At 63.5% G+C, this 16738-nt stretch carries 13 protein-coding genes; 6 read left to right on the top strand and 7 right to left on the bottom strand.

The features are described 5' to 3' along the window. Positions 1-110: 110 nt before the first annotated feature. The 7 genes from EPZ47_RS28015 to gshB form a co-directional block, all read right to left on the bottom strand. A complete protein-coding gene (locus EPZ47_RS28015; protein WP_135847619.1) occupies positions 111-1382 on the bottom strand; it encodes a dihydroorotase in 1272 nt (423 codons plus the stop codon). Beyond that, entirely contained in the window at positions 1379-2383 is a 1005-nt protein-coding gene (locus tag EPZ47_RS28010) for an aspartate carbamoyltransferase catalytic subunit (RefSeq protein WP_003177495.1), read from the bottom strand. Before EPZ47_RS28010 ends, EPZ47_RS28015 begins: the two co-directional genes overlap by 4 nt. A 24-nt stretch (positions 2384-2407) precedes the next feature. Further along, positions 2408-2914: a bifunctional pyr operon transcriptional regulator/uracil phosphoribosyltransferase PyrR gene (pyrR, locus tag EPZ47_RS28005; RefSeq protein WP_135847618.1), complete on the bottom strand. Its 507-nt coding sequence runs from the start codon at positions 2912-2914 to the stop codon at positions 2408-2410. An 86-nt stretch (positions 2915-3000) separates the two neighbouring features. After that, the gene (gene ruvX / locus EPZ47_RS28000) at positions 3001-3438 is read right to left on the bottom strand and encodes a Holliday junction resolvase RuvX (protein ID WP_030137904.1); all 438 of its coding nucleotides are present in this window, start codon (positions 3436-3438) and stop codon (positions 3001-3003) included. Then, positions 3438-4007: a YqgE/AlgH family protein gene (locus tag EPZ47_RS27995; RefSeq protein ID WP_135847617.1), complete on the bottom strand. Its 570-nt coding sequence runs from the start codon at positions 4005-4007 to the stop codon at positions 3438-3440. Before EPZ47_RS27995 ends, ruvX begins: the two co-directional genes overlap by 1 nt. A 234-nt stretch (positions 4008-4241) precedes the next feature. After that, positions 4242-5138 (bottom strand): energy transducer TonB, encoded by an 897-nt coding sequence (locus EPZ47_RS27990; RefSeq protein WP_135847616.1) that lies wholly within the window; start codon positions 5136-5138, stop codon positions 4242-4244. Between the two features lie 77 nt (positions 5139-5215). Next, complete coding sequence (gene gshB / locus EPZ47_RS27985; RefSeq protein ID WP_135847615.1) at positions 5216-6169, bottom strand: glutathione synthase; 954 nt, start codon at positions 6167-6169, stop codon at positions 5216-5218. Positions 6170-6393: 224 nt separating this feature from the next. On the opposite strand from gshB, the gene EPZ47_RS27980 reads away from it, so the two are divergent. The 6 genes from EPZ47_RS27980 (at position 6394) to EPZ47_RS27955 (ending at position 16583) form a co-directional block, all read left to right on the top strand. Next, positions 6394-6822: a response regulator gene (locus EPZ47_RS27980; RefSeq protein WP_135847614.1), complete on the top strand. Its 429-nt coding sequence runs from the start codon at positions 6394-6396 to the stop codon at positions 6820-6822. A 46-nt stretch (positions 6823-6868) separates the two neighbouring features. Beyond that, complete coding sequence (pilH, locus tag EPZ47_RS27975; RefSeq protein WP_058544375.1) at positions 6869-7234, top strand: twitching motility response regulator PilH; 366 nt, start codon at positions 6869-6871, stop codon at positions 7232-7234. Positions 7235-7244: 10 nt separating this feature from the next. Next, positions 7245-7784 (top strand): chemotaxis protein CheW, encoded by a 540-nt coding sequence (locus tag EPZ47_RS27970; protein ID WP_135847613.1) that lies wholly within the window; start codon positions 7245-7247, stop codon positions 7782-7784. Positions 7785-7940: 156 nt separating this feature from the next. Beyond that, positions 7941-10001, top strand: a complete 2061-nt coding sequence (locus EPZ47_RS27965; RefSeq protein ID WP_135847612.1) for a methyl-accepting chemotaxis protein — start codon at positions 7941-7943, stop codon at positions 9999-10001. A 185-nt stretch (positions 10002-10186) separates the two neighbouring features. Continuing rightward, on the top strand, positions 10187-16120 hold the full coding sequence (locus tag EPZ47_RS27960; RefSeq protein ID WP_135847611.1) for an Hpt domain-containing protein: 5934 nt from the start codon (positions 10187-10189) through the stop codon (positions 16118-16120). Continuing rightward, entirely contained in the window at positions 16113-16583 is a 471-nt protein-coding gene (locus EPZ47_RS27955; RefSeq protein WP_135847610.1) for a chemotaxis protein CheW, read from the top strand. Before EPZ47_RS27960 ends, EPZ47_RS27955 begins: the two co-directional genes overlap by 8 nt. The last annotated feature ends 155 nt before the right edge of the window (positions 16584-16738 follow it).

Raw genomic sequence — 16738 nt, 5'->3', positions numbered from 1 at the left:
CATTCGCGAGCAAGCCCGCTCCCACATTGGATCTGGGGTGTTCACACATCATGTGTTCACGGCGGATCCAATGTGGGAGCGGGCTTGCTCGCGAAGCAGGCGACGCGGCATCAGGCCTGGTGAGTAATCCGCCCATCCATCAGGGTGTAACGCACCACACCCGGCAGGCTGTGACCGAGGAACGGGCAATTGTCACCCTTGGAACGCCAGGCTTCACCGGCCACGGTGGACGCGGCGGGGTCGAACAGCACCAAATCCGCCGCCGCGCCAACTGCCAGTTTCCCGGCCGGCAATTGCAACGCCTGGGCCGGGCCGGCGCTCAGGCGTGCCAGCAAGGTTGGCAGGTCGAGCAAGCCGTCTTCGACCAATGTCAGGGCCAGCGGCAGCAGCAGTTCGACGCTGCTGATGCCCGGCTCGGTGGCGCCAAACGGTGCCAGCTTGGCATCGCGCTCGTGGGGTTGGTGATGGCTGGAGATGGCCGAGATCACCCCGGACTTCAGCGCTTCGCGCAAGCCATCGCGGTCGGCGCGGGTGCGCAGCGGCGGCTGGACGTGATAGACGCTGTTAAAGTCGATCAACGCTTCGTCGGTCAGGATCAGTTGATACAGCGCCACATCGGCGGTCACCGGCAGGCCGCGAGCCTGGGCCTGGGCGATCAGCGCCGCGCCGCGGGCACTGGTCAGTTGGCTGAAGTGCCCGCGCACGCCGCTTTGCTCTACCAACAGCAGGTCCCGGGCCAGGGCCACGGTCTCGGCGGTTTCCGGAATGCCCGGCAGGCCGAGGAAGCTGGCGGTCGGCCCTTCGTGGGCCAGGCCGCCTTCGGCCAGGTCGTGATCCTGAGAGTTGAAAATCACCGTCAGGTCGAAGGTCGCCGCGTATTCCAGGGCGCGGCACAGGGTGCGGGTGTTGCGGAAACTGTTCAGGCCGTTGCCGAACGCCACGCAGCCGGCGTCGCGCAGGGCAATGAGTTCTGCCAGTTGCTCGCCGTCGAGGCCTTTGCTCAGCGCGCCGATGGGGAACACCTTGGCATTTCCGGCCTCGCGGGCGCGGTCGAGGATCAGTTCGGCCACGGCCGAGGTGTCCAGCACCGGTTTGGTCTGCGGCGGGCAGCACAGGCTGGTCACGCCACCGGCGGCGGCGGCCCGGGTCTCGCTGACGATGCTGCCTTTGCGGCTGTAACCGGGTTCGCGCAGGGCGACGTTCAGGTCCACCAGGCCAGGGGCGGCCACCAGGCCTTGGGCGTCGAGGGTCTCGACCGCGACGAAACCGGCCGGTGCGGCGCCCAAGGCGACGATCTTGCAGGCATCGATATGGATATCAGTCACTTGATCCAGGCCACTGGCTGGATCGATCACGCGTGCGCCGAGAATGCTGAGCTTCACTGGGCGTTCTCCTGGTCGAATTGGCGCTGGGCCGTTTGCCCGCTCATGGCCATGGACAGCACGGCCATGCGGATGGCGATGCCGTAGGTCACTTGGTTGAGAATCACCGAGTGCGGCCCGTCAGCCACCGCTGATTCGATTTCCACACCGCGGTTGATCGGCCCCGGGTGCATGACGATGGCGTCCGGCTTGGCCCCGGCCAAACGGGCGGTGGTCAGGCCGAACAGGCGGTAGAACTCGCCTTCGCTGGGCAGCAGGCCGCCGGTCATGCGTTCGCGCTGCAGACGCAGCATGATCACCACGTCGACATCCTTGAGGCCTTCGGTCATGTCGGTGTAGACCTTCACGCCGTACTGCTCGACGCCGATGGGCAGCAGGGTCTTGGGCGCGATCACGCGAATGTCCGGGCAGCCGAGGGTCTTGAGGGCCAGCATGTTCGAACGGGCCACTCGCGAGTGCAGGATGTCGCCGACGATGGCCACCGACAGGTTTTCGAAGCTGCCCTTGTGCCGACGGATGGTCAGCATGTCCAGCATGCCCTGGGTCGGGTGGGCATGACGGCCGTCGCCGCCGTTGATGATCGCCACTTGCGGGCACACGTGTTCGGCAATGAAGTGCGCCGCGCCGGAATCACCGTGACGCACGACGAACATGTCGGCGGCCATGGCTTCAAGGTTGCGCAAGGTGTCGAGCAGGGTTTCGCCCTTGCTCGCCGAGGACGTGGACACGTTTAGCGTGATCACGTCCGCCGACAGCCGCTGGGCCGCCAGTTCGAAGGTGGTGCGGGTGCGGGTGGAGTTTTCGAAGAACACGTTGCACACGGTCTTGCCGCGCAGCAACGGGACTTTCTTCACCGCCCGGGCGCCGACTTCGAGGAACGAGTCGGCAGTGTCGAGGATTTCCGTCAGCAGCTCGCGGCGCAGGCCGTCGAGGGACAGGAAGTGGCGCAGCTGGCCCTGATCGTTGAGCTGCAGCGGGCGCTTGGTTTCGAGAGGCGTCATCGCGATGGACTCTTACAAGGGCAGTTAAAGGGCAAGGTCTTGCAGTTCGAGTTGCAGCGGCGAGGGGCCGGAGAGCTTGACCCGCTCGTGGGCCGCCAGCGTCAGCGTCGCGCCGACCACGTTCGGGCGAATCGGCAGCTCGCCGGCGTCCAGGTCCAGCAGGCACACCAGGGTCACACTGGCCGGGCGGCCATAGTCGAACAGTTCGTTCATGGCGGCGCGGATGGTCCGGCCACTCATCAGCACGTCGTCGATCAATACCAGATGCTGGCCTTCGATCTCGAACGGCAGGGCCGAAGGGCGCACTTGCGGGTGCAGGCCGTTCTGGCTGAAGTCGTCGCGGTAGAACGACACATCCAGGGTGCCCAAGGGCGATTGGCTGCCCAGTTCATCGAGCAAGGCCTGGGCGACCCAGACGCCACCGGTGCGAATACCGATGTAGCGCGGTTCGCTGATGCCGCGGTGTTCCAGGTGCGCCGTGAGACGAATCGCCATCTGGCTGATCAGTTCGGCAGGATTGGGCAGGCTCATGCTGGCTCCTTCAGGTTCCCGGGCCGGTGGTGAGTGGCGCGGCTTATCGCTAAAAGAAAGCGCCTTGGCGGCGCTTTGTAAAAAAATCAGGTTTCAAACAGAGCGGTGTTGGCGTCGAGCCAGCCTTGCAGCAGCAGGGCGGCCGCGATGGCGTCCACCGGGTTGTCGCGGTAACTGCCTTTCTGCCCACCACGCACCAGGCGCTCGCCCTTGGCTTCGAAGGTGGTCAGGCGTTCGTCATGGGTATAGAAGGGCAAGTTGAAGCGGCCATTGAGCCTGCGGGCGAATTTTTCGGCGCGCAGACACATATCGCTGGGCGTGCCATCCATGTTCAGCGGCAGGCCGACCACCACGGCGTCGGGCTTCCATTCCTTGATCAGCGCTTCGACCTGGTTCCAGTCCGGAACGCCATTCTGCGCCTTCAGCGTGCACAGCTCGCGGGCCTGGCCGGTAATGACCTGGCCGACCGCCACGCCGATCTGTTTGGTGCCGTAGTCGAAGCCCAGCAGCAAGCGCAGGGCCATCAGGCGTGTCCTGCCTGGCTGGTGAGCAGGCTGAGGTTGACCCCCAACCGGCTGGCCGCCGCTTCCAGGCGCAGTTCGCTGCTGGTGTTGAACAGGATGTCGGCGTCGAACGGGCAGGTCAGCCAGGCGTTATCGGCCAGCTCGGCTTCCAGTTGCCCGGCTTCCCAACCGGCATAGCCGAGGGCGATCAGGCTTTTTGCCGGACCGACGCCATCGGCGATGGCGAACAGCACGTCCTGGGAGGTGGACAGCGAGATGCCGTCCAGGTCCACGGTGGCCTGGTAGCTCGGCCCCGACGGATGGAGCACGAAACCGCGGTCGGTCTGCACCGGGCCGCCGATGAAAATCGGCACATGCTGGCACAGGAGTGGCGGCTCGATGTCGGGACGCAACTGCTCAAGAATGTCCGCCAGGTTCAGTTCCTGCGGGCGATTGATCACCAGCCCCATGGCCCCATTGGCCGTGTGCTCGACGATGTAGGTCAAGGTATGGGCAAAGTTCGGATCGGCCATGTGCGGCATGGCGATCAGGAAGTGATGCTTGAGGTAGGTGGGGCTGACGTTTTTCATAGGCGCTAGTGTGGCGGCGCAGGGGCGAACTGACAAGCTGGGGATGTGCAGGAAATACCTCGAACTGGCTGGCGACACCGATCAAATGTGGGAGCACCAGAAACCCCGAGCCATGCACATCTCCACTGTGGGAGCGGGCTTGCTCGCGAAGGGGCCGGTACATCCGACAGCGCTCTTGGGGCAGGACTGCCGTCTTCGCGAGCAAGCCCGCTCCCACAAGGGATTGGCGGCAGTTCAGTTGCTGGAAAGGCGGTCGCCCCGGGCGAATTTCCAGGTGCGGATGATTTCCAGGCGGTCGATGTCCGACAAATCCCCGGTAAACGGCGCGAACGGCGCGGCCAGGCGCACGATCCGCTGGGCCGCCTGGTCCAGCAGCGGCTGGCCGGAGGATTCCAGCACCAGCACTTCATACAACGAACCGTCGCGGTTGATCGAGACCATTAGCCGCAGGTTGCCGTAGATCTGTTTGCGCCGGGCTTCGTCGGGGTAGTTGAGGTTGCCGATGCGCTCGACCTTCTTGCGCCATTCGTCCTTATACCAGGCGCCCTTGTCGCGCATGGTCGAGGCGGCGCTCAGGCGGTGGATGCGCGGGCGTTTGGCGTACAGCTGCTGTTCCTGGGCCAGTTCGGCTTCCAGGCTGGCGATGTCACTGGACAGTTGGGAACTGTCGAAAGTCGGTGCCGGGACCTTGGGCTTGGGATCGGGCTTGACCTCTTCCTTGACCGGGGCTTTTTTCGGCTTCGGTGCCACAGTGGTCACGGCGGCCTTGGGCGCGGTCTCCTGCACCTCGGGCTTGGCCGACGGCGGCGGGGTGACTTTCTGCACCGTGTTGTCCTGGAATGGCGCGATCTCGGTGGTCTTGGGGATCGCCTTTTTTTCCAGGGTGCCGCTGCCTTGCTGGTTTTCCTGGGCCAGGAAATCGGCCTTCTTGGGCTTGATCTCGCTCTTGAAGGTGGCCAGGGTGATTTCCAGGGTCTGGCTGATCTGTTTGGGTTCGACCGTGGCAAAGCCGACGCCCAGCAGCAGGGCCAGGTGGATCAGCGCTGCCAGGAACAGGGTAAAACCGAGGCGATCAGCCGGGCGCACGCCACGATGGGCGAGCTCTTGGGGCAGATCGGACGGGAGAGTCATGACAAGGAAACCAACATCGCGTTTTTTTCAGGCCGGGCATGATAACGCAATGTGGGTTTCCTTCAGCAGGATCTGGATCAACGAGCCTTGAGCTTCTGATCGATGGCATCCATCAGCATCCCGCCGATGTCAGTGCCAAAGGCGTTGTCGATTTCGCGGATGCAGGTCGGGCTGGTGACGTTGATTTCCGTCAAATGCTCGCCAATCACGTCCAGGCCCACGAACAACAGGCCTTTCTCGCGCAGGGTCGGGCCGACCTGGGCCGCGATCCAGCGGTCCTTCTCGGTCAACGGACGGGCTTCGCCCCGACCGCCGGCCGCCAGGTTACCGCGGGTTTCGCCGGCTGCCGGGATGCGCGCCAGGCAATAATCCACTGGTTCGCCGTCGATCATCAGGATGCGTTTGTCGCCGTCGATGATGGCCGGCAGGTAACCCTGGATCATGATCTGCTGCTTGCCGTGCAAGGTCAGGGTTTCCAGGATCACCGAGAGGTTCGGGTGGCCGGCGGTGTGTCGGAAGATCGAGGAGCCGCCCATGCCGTCCAGGGGCTTGAGGATCACGTCGCCGTGATGATCGGCAAATTCACGCAGCACATCCGGGCGCCGGCTGACGATGGTCGGCGGCGTGCACTGCGGGAACAGCGTGGCGAACAGTTTTTCGTTGCAGTCGCGCAGGCTCTGGGGCTTGTTGACCACCAGTACACCGGCGTTTTCGGCTTGCTCAAGCAGGTAGGTGGAGTAGACGAACTCCATGTCGAATGGCGGATCCTTGCGCATCAGGATCACGTCCAGGTCGCTCAGCAGCGCATCGCTTTCGGTGCCCAGCTCAAACCATTTTTCGGGGTTGGCGAAGACTTTCAGCGGCTTCATCCGCGCCCGCGCCTGGCCTTCGGCCTGGTAGAGGTCACGCTGCTCCATGTAGAACAGCTCCCAGCCGCGCTTTTGAGCGGCCAGCAGCATGGCCAGCGAGCTATCCTTTTTATAGGAAATGCTGGCGATAGGGTCCATGACAATGCCGACGCGTACGCTCATGGCTTGGTTCCTCGAAAATTTGATGGGCACAAATGGCGTGAAAAAGTGGCGTCAGAGTGGCGCCCGGAAGTTTGGCGGTCAAGGAAAAACCACCGCGCCGAGCGGCCGATAGATCGGCGATGGAGACTGTGCTAAAAAGGCTGCCATGTGACGTGCGGGCCTTGAACATCAAGGGTTTGCGCTGTCGTTCACTCTTAAGCGTTAAAAACCGGTCAGCAGTGGCAATGGCAGAGCATCTTACGCAGCAGCAACCCAGTGCCTTGAAGGTCATGGTCATCGACGACTCGAAGACCATCCGCCGCACCGCCGAAACCCTGCTGCGCAACGTGGGGTGCGAGGTAATCACGGCCATCGACGGCTTCGACGCCCTGGCCAAGATCGCCGACCATCATCCGGGCATCATCTTTGTCGACATCATGATGCCGCGCCTGGACGGTTACCAGACCTGCGCCCTGATCAAGAACAACAGCGCGTTCAAGGCCACGCCGGTGATCATGCTGTCGTCCCGGGACGGGTTGTTCGACAAGGCCAAGGGGCGCATCGTCGGTTCCGATCAGTTTTTGACCAAACCGTTCAGCAAGGAAGAACTGTTGGGGGCAATACAGGCCCATGTTCCGGGCTTTATCGCTGTCCAGCCGCACCAGGCACATTAATGACGCTCGGCCAACGGGCCTGGGGTCGACAAAAATGGGGAAGACCATGGCACGTATTCTGATCGTCGATGATTCGCCGACCGAAATGTACAAACTGACCGGTATGCTGGAAAAGCACGGCCATCAGGTCCTGAAGGCCGAAAACGGCGCCGACGGCGTGGCCCTGGCCCGCCAGGAAAAACCCGATGCCGTGCTGATGGACATCGTCATGCCCGGCCTCAACGGTTTCCAGGCCACGCGCCAGTTGACCAAGGACCCGGACACCGGGCACATCCCGGTGATCATCATCACCACCAAGGACCAGGACACCGACAAGGTCTGGGGCACGCGCCAAGGGGCGAAGGATTACCTGACCAAGCCGGTGGACGAAGAAACCCTGATCGCGACCTTGAACAAAGTGCTGGCGGGTTGATGGCTCGGCCATGAGCCAATCCCTGACGGCATTCGAGCTGCTACTGCAGATCGATCGGCGCTGCCGGCTGCTGGGGGCGGACCTGCCTTCCCAGCCGACCCATCGCGCCGGTTGGAGCGGCATCGGCTTTCGCTTGGGTGAACACTGGTACGTGGCGCCCATGGGCGAAGTCAGTGAAGTGCTGCATGAGCCGCGTTACACGCACTTGCCCGGGGTCAAGCCATGGGTTCGTGGTGTGGCTAACCTGCGTGGGCGATTGTTGCCACTGATGGACCTGTGCGGTTTCTTCGGGCATGAGCTCTCGTCGGTGCGCAAGCAGCGGCGGGTGTTGGTGGTCGATCACGACGAGGTGTTCACCGGGTTGTTGGTGGACGAGGTCCTCGGGCTGCAGCATTTCGCCCAGGACAGCTTGGAAACGACGCTTGCGGACGATCTCGACGGCCCGGAGGCGGCCTTCGTCAAAGGTCGTTTTCGCGGCGAGCGCCAGTGGCGAGTGTTCAGCCCGTTTGCGTTGACGCGCTCGCCGGGGTTCATGGATGTGGCAATTTAACAGGCCGTAATGCGGCCCCTGTGGGAGCGAGCTTGCTCGCGATAGCGGCGGTACAGCTTGCGTCAATATTGACTGTGCTGGCGCCATCGCGAGCAAGCTCGCTCCCACAATGGGGTGGCGGTGGGGTGGGGTCTTGGGCAGTACAGGCGAGAACCGATGATCAAAGCAAAAACAGGCAAGCCACTGGAAGCGTCGCGCAGTCGTTCGCAGATCATCGTGCTGTTCGTCGCGCTGATTGTCTTCATCATGCTGCTGTTCGCCAATTTCGCTTACCTCAACACTCAATCGACCTACGACAAACAGTACATCGGCCACGCCGGTGAATTGCGCGTGCTGTCCCAACGCATCGCCAAGAACGCCACCGAAGCCGCCGCCGGCAAACCTGCGGCGTTCAAGTTGTTGAGTGACGCGCGCAATGATTTCGCCCAGCGCTGGGGTTATCTGAAACAGGGTGATCCAGTGACCGGCCTGCCACCGGCGCCCGCCACTCTGCGTCCGCAGATGCGTGCCGTGCAGCTGGACTGGGAGCACCTGCTGAAGAACGCCGACGCCATTCTCTCCAGCGAGCAGACCGTATTGTCGCTGCATCAGGTGGCGGCGACCCTGGCCGAAACCGTGCCGCAGTTGCAGGTCGAGTACGAAAAAGTCGTCGAAATCCTGCTCCAGCGCGGCGCGCCCGCCGCCCAGGTGGCCATGGCCCAGCGTCAGTCGCTGCTGGCCGAGCGGATTCTCGGCGCGGTGAATACCGTGCTGGCCGGGGACGAAAACGCCAGCCAGGCCGCCGACACCTTTGGTCGCGACGCCGCACGCTTCGGCCAGGTGCTCAATGGCATGTTGCAAGGCGACCCGACCTTGAAGATCTCCCAGGTCCAGGACCGCGACGCCCGGGCACGGCTGGCTGAAATCAGTGAACTCTTCGAGTTTGTCTCGGGTTCGGTGGACGAAATCCTCGAAACCTCCCCGGAGCTATTCAAGGTTCGTGAATCGGCCGGCAACATCTTCAACCTGTCGCAAACCCTGCTCGACGAAGCCTCGCACCTGGCCACGGCCTTCGAGAACCTGGCCGGCGGACGCTCCGTTAATAGCATTGGCGGCTATGTGCTCGGCTTGCTGGCGCTGATGTCGATCATCCTGATCGGGCTGGTGATGGTCCGTGAAACCAACCGCCAACTGCGCGAAACCGCGGAAAAGAACGAGCGCAACCAGAACGCGATCATGCGTCTTCTGGACGAAATCGAAGACCTGGCCGACGGCGATTTGACCGTCACCGCGTCGGTCACTGAAGACTTCACCGGCACCATCGCTGACTCCATCAATTACTCGGTGGATCAACTGCGGGACCTGGTCGCCACCATCAACCTCACCGCCGGCCAGGTCGCCGCTGCGGTGCAGGAGACCCAGGCCACGGCCATGCACCTGGCCCAGGCTTCCGAGCATCAGGCCCAGCAGATCAGCGAAGCTTCGACTTCAATTAATGAAATGGCCCAGTCCATCGACCAGGTCTCGGCCAATGCCGCCGAATCGTCGGCGGTGGCCGAGCGCTCGGTGGAAATCGCCAACAAGGGCAACGAGGTGGTGCACAACACCATTCATGGCATGGACAACATTCGCGAGCAGATCCAGGACACCGCCAAGCGCATCAAGCGCCTGGGTGAGTCATCCCAGGAAATTGGCGACATTGTCAGCCTGATCGACGACATCGCCGACCAGACCAACATCCTGGCGCTCAACGCCGCGATCCAGGCGTCCATGGCCGGTGATGCCGGGCGCGGGTTCGCGGTGGTGGCCGATGAAGTGCAGCGCCTGGCGGAACGCTCTTCGGCGGCGACCCGGCAAATCGAGACCCTGGTGCGGGCGATCCAGGCCGACACCAACGAGGCGGTGATTTCCATGGAGCAGACCACCACCGAAGTGGTGCGCGGCGCGCGGCTGGCCCAGGATGCCGGCGTCGCGCTGGAGGAAATCGAAGGCGTGTCCAAGACCCTGGCGGCGCTGATCCAGAGCATTTCCAACGCGGCTCAGCAACAGACCACCTCGGCGGGGCAGATTTCCTTGACCATGAACGTGATCCAGCAGATCACTACGCAAACCTCGTCCGGCTCCACCGCCACCGCCGAGAGCATCGGCAACCTGGCGAAAATGGCCAGCCAGCTGCGTCGTTCGGTGTCGGGGTTTACCTTGCCGGCGGGGCCGGTGGTTGAGGATGACAAGGGGTGACTGGTCTGCTGGGAGGGGATCTACCTGTGGCATGGGTGCTTTTGTGGCGAGGGAGCTTGCTCCCGCTGGGGGGCGTAGCCGCCCCAGGGATTTTGTGAGCGCTGCGCGCTCAAGCGCGAGCAAGCTCCCTCGCCACGGGGTTCTGGGCCGTACCACAGGCATACGACTGTTGATTTGGAGTGGTTATGGGTGATCGGCACGACTATGTGGCCCTCGAATGGGTCAAGGGCGAGATTGCCGAAACGCTGAAGCAGGCCCATCTGGCCCTCAACCGGCTGGTGGATGATCCGCAGGCGTCGGACGCCCTCGGGCAATGCCTGGCCTGCATTCACCAGGTCCACGGCGGCCTGCTGATGGTCGAGTTCTATGGTGCGGCGCTGCTGGCCGAGGAGATGGAGCAGCTGTGCGCCGCCCTGCTGGACAACCGCATCGCCCATCGCGACGAAGCCATCAGCCTGTTGAGCCAGTCCCTGGGCCAGTTGCCGATCTACCTGGAGCGCATCCAGGGCGCCCGACGCGACCTGCCGCTGGTGGTGCTGCCGCTGATCAACGACTTGCGCAGCGCCCGGGGCGAGAGCCTGTTGTCGGAGACCAGCCTGTTCAGTCCCGAGCTGCCGGACATCGCGGCGCTCAGCGACGAGGCATTGAAGCGGCTCGAGCCGGCGGACCTGCCACACACCTTGCGCAAATTGCGCCAGACCCTGCAAATGGCCCTGGTGGGCCTGTTGCGTGAACAGGATGACGCCACCCACCTCGGGTATCTGGCCAAAGTTTTCCTTCGCCTGGAAGGGCTGTGTGCCGGGGCGCCACTCAATGCCTTGTGGCAGGTGGCTTCGGCGCTGGTCGAAGGCATTCGCGACGGACGCATCGCCAATAGCCCGGCGTTGCGCAGCCTGTTCAAGGAAACCGACAAGGAGCTCAAGCGCCTGCTGGACCAGGGCATGCTTGGCATCAATCAACCGGCACCGCCACACTTGCTCAAGAGCTTGTTGTTCTATATTGCCAAGGCCGAACATCCCAGCGGGCAGATGCAGATCATGAAAGAACGCTACTCACTGGACGACGCGCTGCCCGACAGCGCCATGGTCGACGAGGAACGCGCGCGTCTGGCCGGGCCCGACCGCGATGCCATGCGCTCGGTGCTCACCGCGCTCTGCGAAGAGCTGGTGCGGGTCAAGGAGCGCCTTGACCTGTTCGTACGCAGCGACCGCCAGCACGCCTCTGAACTGGACAGCCTGTTGGCGCCCCTGCGGCAGATCGCCGATACCTTGGCGGTGCTCGGCTTCGGTCAGCCGCGCAAGGTCATCATCGATCAATTGGCGGTGGTGTTGAGCCTTGCCCAAGGCCAGCGCGAGCCGGATGACGCAACGCTCATGGACGTCGCTGGAGCCTTGCTCTATGTCGAAGCGACCCTGGCCGGCATGGTCGGCACCGTCGAGCCGGAGAGTCGCGAAGAGACCCACCTGCCCACCACCGACCTGACCCAGATTCACCAGATCGTCATCAAGGAAGCCCACACCTGCCTGCAACAGGCCAAGGACATGATCGTCGACTACATCGACGCCGACTGGAACAGCGAGCAATTGCAACCCTTGCCGGCGCTGCTGACCCAGGTGCGTGGCGCGCTGGCGATGATCCCCCTGAGTCGCGCTGCCAGCCTGGTGGAGGCTTGCAACGGTTTTATCCGCGAACACCTGCTGCTGGACCATGCCCAGCCGGGTTGGGAAGAACTCGATCACCTGGCCGATGCCATCACTGGCCTCGAATACTACCTGGAGCGTTTGAGCGAAGACCCGCAAACCCCTGGCGAGCCCTTGCTGGATGTGGTTGAAAAGAGCTTGGCTGTGCTCGGCTATTTCCCCGACGAAGCCCGTGTGCCATTGCTCGATGATGTGCTGAGCCCCAACGAAGCCCAGTTGATGCAGGACTTGCAGGAGCTGGATGACCCGCAGACTGTGCAGTCCCTGGCCGAAGTGCTCGCCAGCCCGGTCCTGGCGGTCAACCCTCCGGCCAGGAACACCCCTGGCAGCCTGCTACCGCCGCCGGTGGATGAACACCCGGTGGACGATGAGTTGCGTGAGGTCTTTCTTGAGGAAACTGGCGAAGTGCTGGATGTCCTGCGCGAATACCTGCCGCGTTGGAACGCTCATCCCGACGACCATGGCGCCCTGAGTGAGCTGCGCCGAGCCTTCCATACCCTCAAGGGCAGCGGCCGGATGGTCCGGGCGTTGGTGCTGGGAGAGCTGGCCTGGGCCGTGGAAAACCTGCTTAACCGGGTGCTGGAGCACAGCGTCGAACCGAGTGCTTCAGCTCGCCAATTGATCGAGGAAACGGTGCAGTTGTTGCCGACCCTGGTCAGCGAGTTCGCTGCCAATCACCAGCGCCAGCGCGACGATGTCGACCGCCTGGCTGCTCGCGCCCACGCCCTGGCCAAAGGCAGCGACGAGGCAGACGAAGACGAGCAGGATGTGGCCGCCCTTGATCCGTTGCTGCTGAAGATCTTCGACACCGAAGCCCAGGGTCACCTCGCCAGCCTCAATCGATTTCTCGACCAGACTGCCGACCACCTGCCATTGCAGGCCAGCGATGAGCTGCAGCGGGCTTTGCACACTCTCAAGGGCAGTGCATCCATGGCCGGTGTGCTGCCGATCGCCGAGCTGGCCGGCGCGATGGACGAGCTGGCCCGGGAATACAAGGCGCACTTGATCGCCCTCGACCTGGATGAGGTCGAACTGCTGCTGGAGGCCGAAGGCCTGCTGCGCCAGGGCCTGCGCCGGTTGCACAGCGAACCGCTGGCCGCGATTCCCGGCGCCGAGTCGCTGATTCAGCGCGTCCAGGCCCTGTTGGCCGAGCGTCTGCAAACAGCCCTCAGCGCACCGGACAAAGGGCTGCGAACCAAGCGTGATCCGCAACTGATCAACAACTTCCTCGCCCAGGGCATGGACATCCTGCTGGACGCCGAAAGCCTGTTGCAACGCTGGCAGCAGCACCCGGGCGAAGGCCAGGAGCTGAGTGCGTTGCTGGATGAGTTGACCACCCTCGGCGAAGGCGCGCACCTGGCCGATTTGCACCCGGTGGACGAACTCTGTGAAGCCTTGCTTGACCTCTATGGGGCGGTGGAAGAAAGCAGCCTGGCGGTCAGCGACGGATTTTTCCAGGAGGCGCAGCGCGCCCATGAAGCGCTGATCGACATGCTCGATGAACTCGCGGCCGGGCAGCATGTGCATCCGCAGCCCGAGCGGGTGCAGGCGCTGCGCAGCCTGCTCGAGGCCAGCCTCGATCCATCGGCCACCGGGCTGATCCGCAGCGACGGCAGCCGCACCCTGAGCATTCGTGAATTGGGCAATGCGACGGCTGAACTTGAACGCAGTGCGCCGGCGTCTACCACCGTGGACGACGATATTGCCGCGATCTTTCTCGAAGAGGCCCAGGACATTCTCGAAAGCGCCGCCCAGGCCCTGCAACGCTGGTTGGCCGATCCGGAGAATGGGGCGCCGCTGTCCTCGCTGCAACGTGACCTGCATACCCTCAAGGGCGGCGCGAAGATGGCGGACGTGCGGCCGGTGACCGACCTGGCCCAGGAACTGGAAAACCTGTACGAAGGGCTGGTGGATCGCCGCTACAGCCACAGTGAGGAGCTGGAGCAATTGCTCAACAGCAGCCACGAACGCCTCGACCTGTTGCTCGGGCAGTTGCAGCAGGGGCAGCCGTTGGGTGATCCGGTGGCACTGATCGATGCCATTCGCCGCTTCCGTCAGGATAAACCGAACGCAATAGAGACGGGCGGGCCGACCCAGGGCGACGGGGCCGGGCATGATCCGGAACTGTTGGAAATCTTCCTCGAAGAGGGCTTCGACATCCTCGACAGCTCGGGTGCGGCGTTGCTGCGCTGGCAGGAAGAACCCTCGAACCGCCAGGCCGTGGAAACCCTGCTGCGGGATTTGCACACCCTCAAGGGCGGTGCGCGGATGGTGGAAATCGTACCCATCGGCGACCTGGCCCATGAGCTGGAAAACCTTTATGAGGGTCTGTCGGCGGGTCTGCTTCAACCGACCCCGGCGCTGTTCGCCTTGTTGCAAAGCAGCCATGACCGAATCGCACAGATGCTCGATGCGGTGCGCGCCGGCCACCCGTGCCCGTTGGCGGACCGGCTGATCGAGCAGATCCAGGCGGTGAATCATCCGCAGGAACACGAGGCGCCAGAAGTCGTCTCTATTCCAGAACCGGTACCGGTCCCCTCTGTAGCCCCACCGCCTGTGCCCGCCAGAACCGAGCCTGCGGCCCCGGGCGACGGTGCGGACATGGTCAAGGTCTCTGCCGAACTGCTCGATGACTTGGTGAACCTGGCCGGGGAAACCTCGATTTTCCGTGGGCGCATCGAACAGCAGGTCAACGACGCGCGCGTGGCGTTGAGCGAGATGGAAACCACCATCGAACGGATGCGCGACCAATTGCGCCGCCTCGACACTGAAACTCAGGGGCGGATTCTCAGCCGCCAGCAGGTGGAGGCCGAACGTCTGGGGTACGAAGAGTTCGACCCGCTGGAGATGGATCGCCATTCCCAGTTGCAGCAGTTGTCCCGGGCGCTGTTCGAATCCGCCTCGGACCTGCTCGACCTCAAGGAAACCCTCGACCGCAGTAACCACGATGCCGAGAATTTGCTGCAACAGCAGGGGCGCATCAACACCGAACTCCAGGAAGGCCTGATGCGTACGCGCATGGTGCCGTTCGAGCGCATGTTGCCGCGCCTCAAACGCATCGTCCGGCAAGTGGCCCAGGAGCTGGGCAAGGACGTGGAATTCGTGGTCGGCAATGCCGACGGTGAGATGGATCGCAACGTGTTGGAGCGCATGGCTGCTCCTCTGGAGCACATGCTGCGCAACGCCGTCGACCACGGCCTGGAGCCGGCTGATGTACGCATTGCCGCTGGTAAACCTGCCCGGGGGCGCATCAGCCTCGACTTGTCCCGGGAAGGCGGCGACATCATTTTCGACATCCGCGACGATGGCGCTGGCGTACCGCTGGATGCCGTGCGGCGCAAGGCGATCAAACGTGGCTTGCTCGCCCCTGACAGCGAGATGAACGACCGCGACGTACTGCAGTTCATTCTGCAGCCGGGGTTTTCCACCGCGGAAAAAATCACCCAGATCTCCGGGCGCGGTGTCGGCATGGACGTGGTCCATGAAGAGGTGCGACAGCTGGGCGGCAGCATGGTCATCGACTCCACGCCGGGGCAGGGCGTGCATTTCCGCATTCGCTTGCCGTTTACCGTGGCGGTCAACCGGGCACTGATGGTGCAGTGTCATGAAGATCAGTACGCGATTCCGCTGAACACCATCGAAAGCATCGTCCGGGTGTTGCCCGCCGAACTGGATGGCTATTACCAGCGCGATCCGCCGACCTACACCTACGCTGGGCAGCGTTATGAGCTGTGCTACCTGGGTGAGCTGCTGAAAACCGGCGCGCGCCCGAAATTGCTGGGCCAGAGCCAACCCTTGCCAGTGCTGCTGATGCAGTGCAATGAGCGACATATCGCGGTGCAAGTGGACGCGACCGCCGGTACCCGGGAGATCGTGGTCAAGAGCCTCGGCCCGCAGTTCTCGGCGGTGCAGGGCCTGTCTGGGGCGACCATCCTGGGCGACGGTCGGGTGGTATTGATCCTCGACCTGCTGGCGCCGATCCGCGCCTTGCCCCATCAGGTCCCGCGCCGGCCGGCAGCGACGCAAGGCGAGGGCGAACATCAGCGGCCGCTGCTGGTGCTGGTGGTGGACGACTCGGTGACGGTGCGCAAGGTCACCAGCCGCCTGCTGGAGCGCCATGGCATGCACGTCCTTACCGCCAAGGACGGCGTGGACGCCATGGCGCTGCTGGCCGAGCACTCCCCGGACCTGATGCTGCTGGACATCGAGATGCCGCGCATGGACGGCTTCGAAGTGGCCACGCAAGTACGCAACGACCCGCGCCTGGCGCACCTGCCGATCATCATGATCACCTCCCGCACCGGCCAGAAACACCGCGACCGCGCCATGGCCATCGGCGTCAACGACTACCTGGGCAAGCCGTACCAGGAATCGGTGCTGCTCGACAGCATCGCCCACTGGAGCAAGACCCATGCATGAGCATCGCACCCACCACCTCACCGGGCTGCTGCTGCCCCTGGCTGACCGCCACCTGATCCTGCCCAACGTGGCCGTGGCCGAACTGATCGACTATCAGAGCAGCGCCTTCGATATGGACACCCCGCCGTGGTTCCTGGGGTGGGTGAGTTGGCGCGAACGGCAAATCCCGCTGCTGAGCTTCGAATCGGCCTGCGGCCAGAAAACCGTGATTGGCGAGCGGGTGCGCATCGTCATCCTCAACGCCCTGGGCGGGCGCCCGGAGTTGCGTTTCATCGCGCTGCTGGTGCAAGGCATCCCACGCTCCTGCAAGCTCGATACCCAGTTGAGCTATGTCGATGTGCCGCTGTGTGGGTTGGAGCAGGCAGCGGTACAGGTGGGCGAGCATGTGGCGAAGGTGCCGGATTTGTTGGCGTTGGAAGAATTGGTGGTGGCCGCGGGATTGGTTCAGCACCACAAACCCTGAGCCATGCACGTCTCCACTGTGGGAGCGAGCTTGCTCGCGATGGCGGCCTGACAGCCGGCCTGGCTCTTGCGGGCGGTGTACACCCATCAGACCTGTTTGGGCTGGACCTGTTTGAGCAAAGCTTGCTCGCGAAGGCGGCGGTACATTCAGCATTG

This window comes from Pseudomonas viciae, from assembly GCF_004786035.1.
GTDB classification, from domain to species: domain Bacteria; phylum Pseudomonadota; class Gammaproteobacteria; order Pseudomonadales; family Pseudomonadaceae; genus Aquipseudomonas; species Aquipseudomonas viciae.
Note: the sequence above shows the minus strand (reverse complement) of the source record. Positions and strands in the feature narration are given on the sequence as shown.

Excerpts from the sequence above, each read along its gene's own strand:
- gshB (WP_135847615.1), bottom strand. The coding sequence starts at position 6,169 with ATGAGCGTACGCGTCGGCATTGTCATGGACCCTATCGCCAGCATTTCC.
- EPZ47_RS27990 (WP_135847616.1), bottom strand. The coding sequence starts at position 5,138 with ATGACTCTCCCGTCCGATCTGCCCCAAGAGCTCGCCCATCGTGGCGTG.
- pyrR (WP_135847618.1), bottom strand. The coding sequence starts at position 2,914 with ATGAGCCTGCCCAATCCTGCCGAACTGATCAGCCAGATGGCGATTCGT.
- EPZ47_RS27955 (WP_135847610.1), top strand. The coding sequence starts at position 16,113 with ATGCATGAGCATCGCACCCACCACCTCACCGGGCTGCTGCTGCCCCTG.
- EPZ47_RS28010 (WP_003177495.1), bottom strand. The coding sequence starts at position 2,383 with ATGACGCCTCTCGAAACCAAGCGCCCGCTGCAGCTCAACGATCAGGGC.
- EPZ47_RS27960 (WP_135847611.1), top strand. The coding sequence starts at position 10,187 with ATGGGTGATCGGCACGACTATGTGGCCCTCGAATGGGTCAAGGGCGAG.
- EPZ47_RS27995 (WP_135847617.1), bottom strand. The coding sequence starts at position 4,007 with ATGAAAAACGTCAGCCCCACCTACCTCAAGCATCACTTCCTGATCGCC.
- ruvX (WP_030137904.1), bottom strand. The coding sequence starts at position 3,438 with ATGGCCCTGCGCTTGCTGCTGGGCTTCGACTACGGCACCAAACAGATC.
- EPZ47_RS27980 (WP_135847614.1), top strand. The coding sequence starts at position 6,394 with ATGGCAGAGCATCTTACGCAGCAGCAACCCAGTGCCTTGAAGGTCATG.
- EPZ47_RS27970 (WP_135847613.1), top strand. The coding sequence starts at position 7,245 with ATGAGCCAATCCCTGACGGCATTCGAGCTGCTACTGCAGATCGATCGG.
- EPZ47_RS27965 (WP_135847612.1), top strand. The coding sequence starts at position 7,941 with ATGATCAAAGCAAAAACAGGCAAGCCACTGGAAGCGTCGCGCAGTCGT.
- pilH (WP_058544375.1), top strand. The coding sequence starts at position 6,869 with ATGGCACGTATTCTGATCGTCGATGATTCGCCGACCGAAATGTACAAA.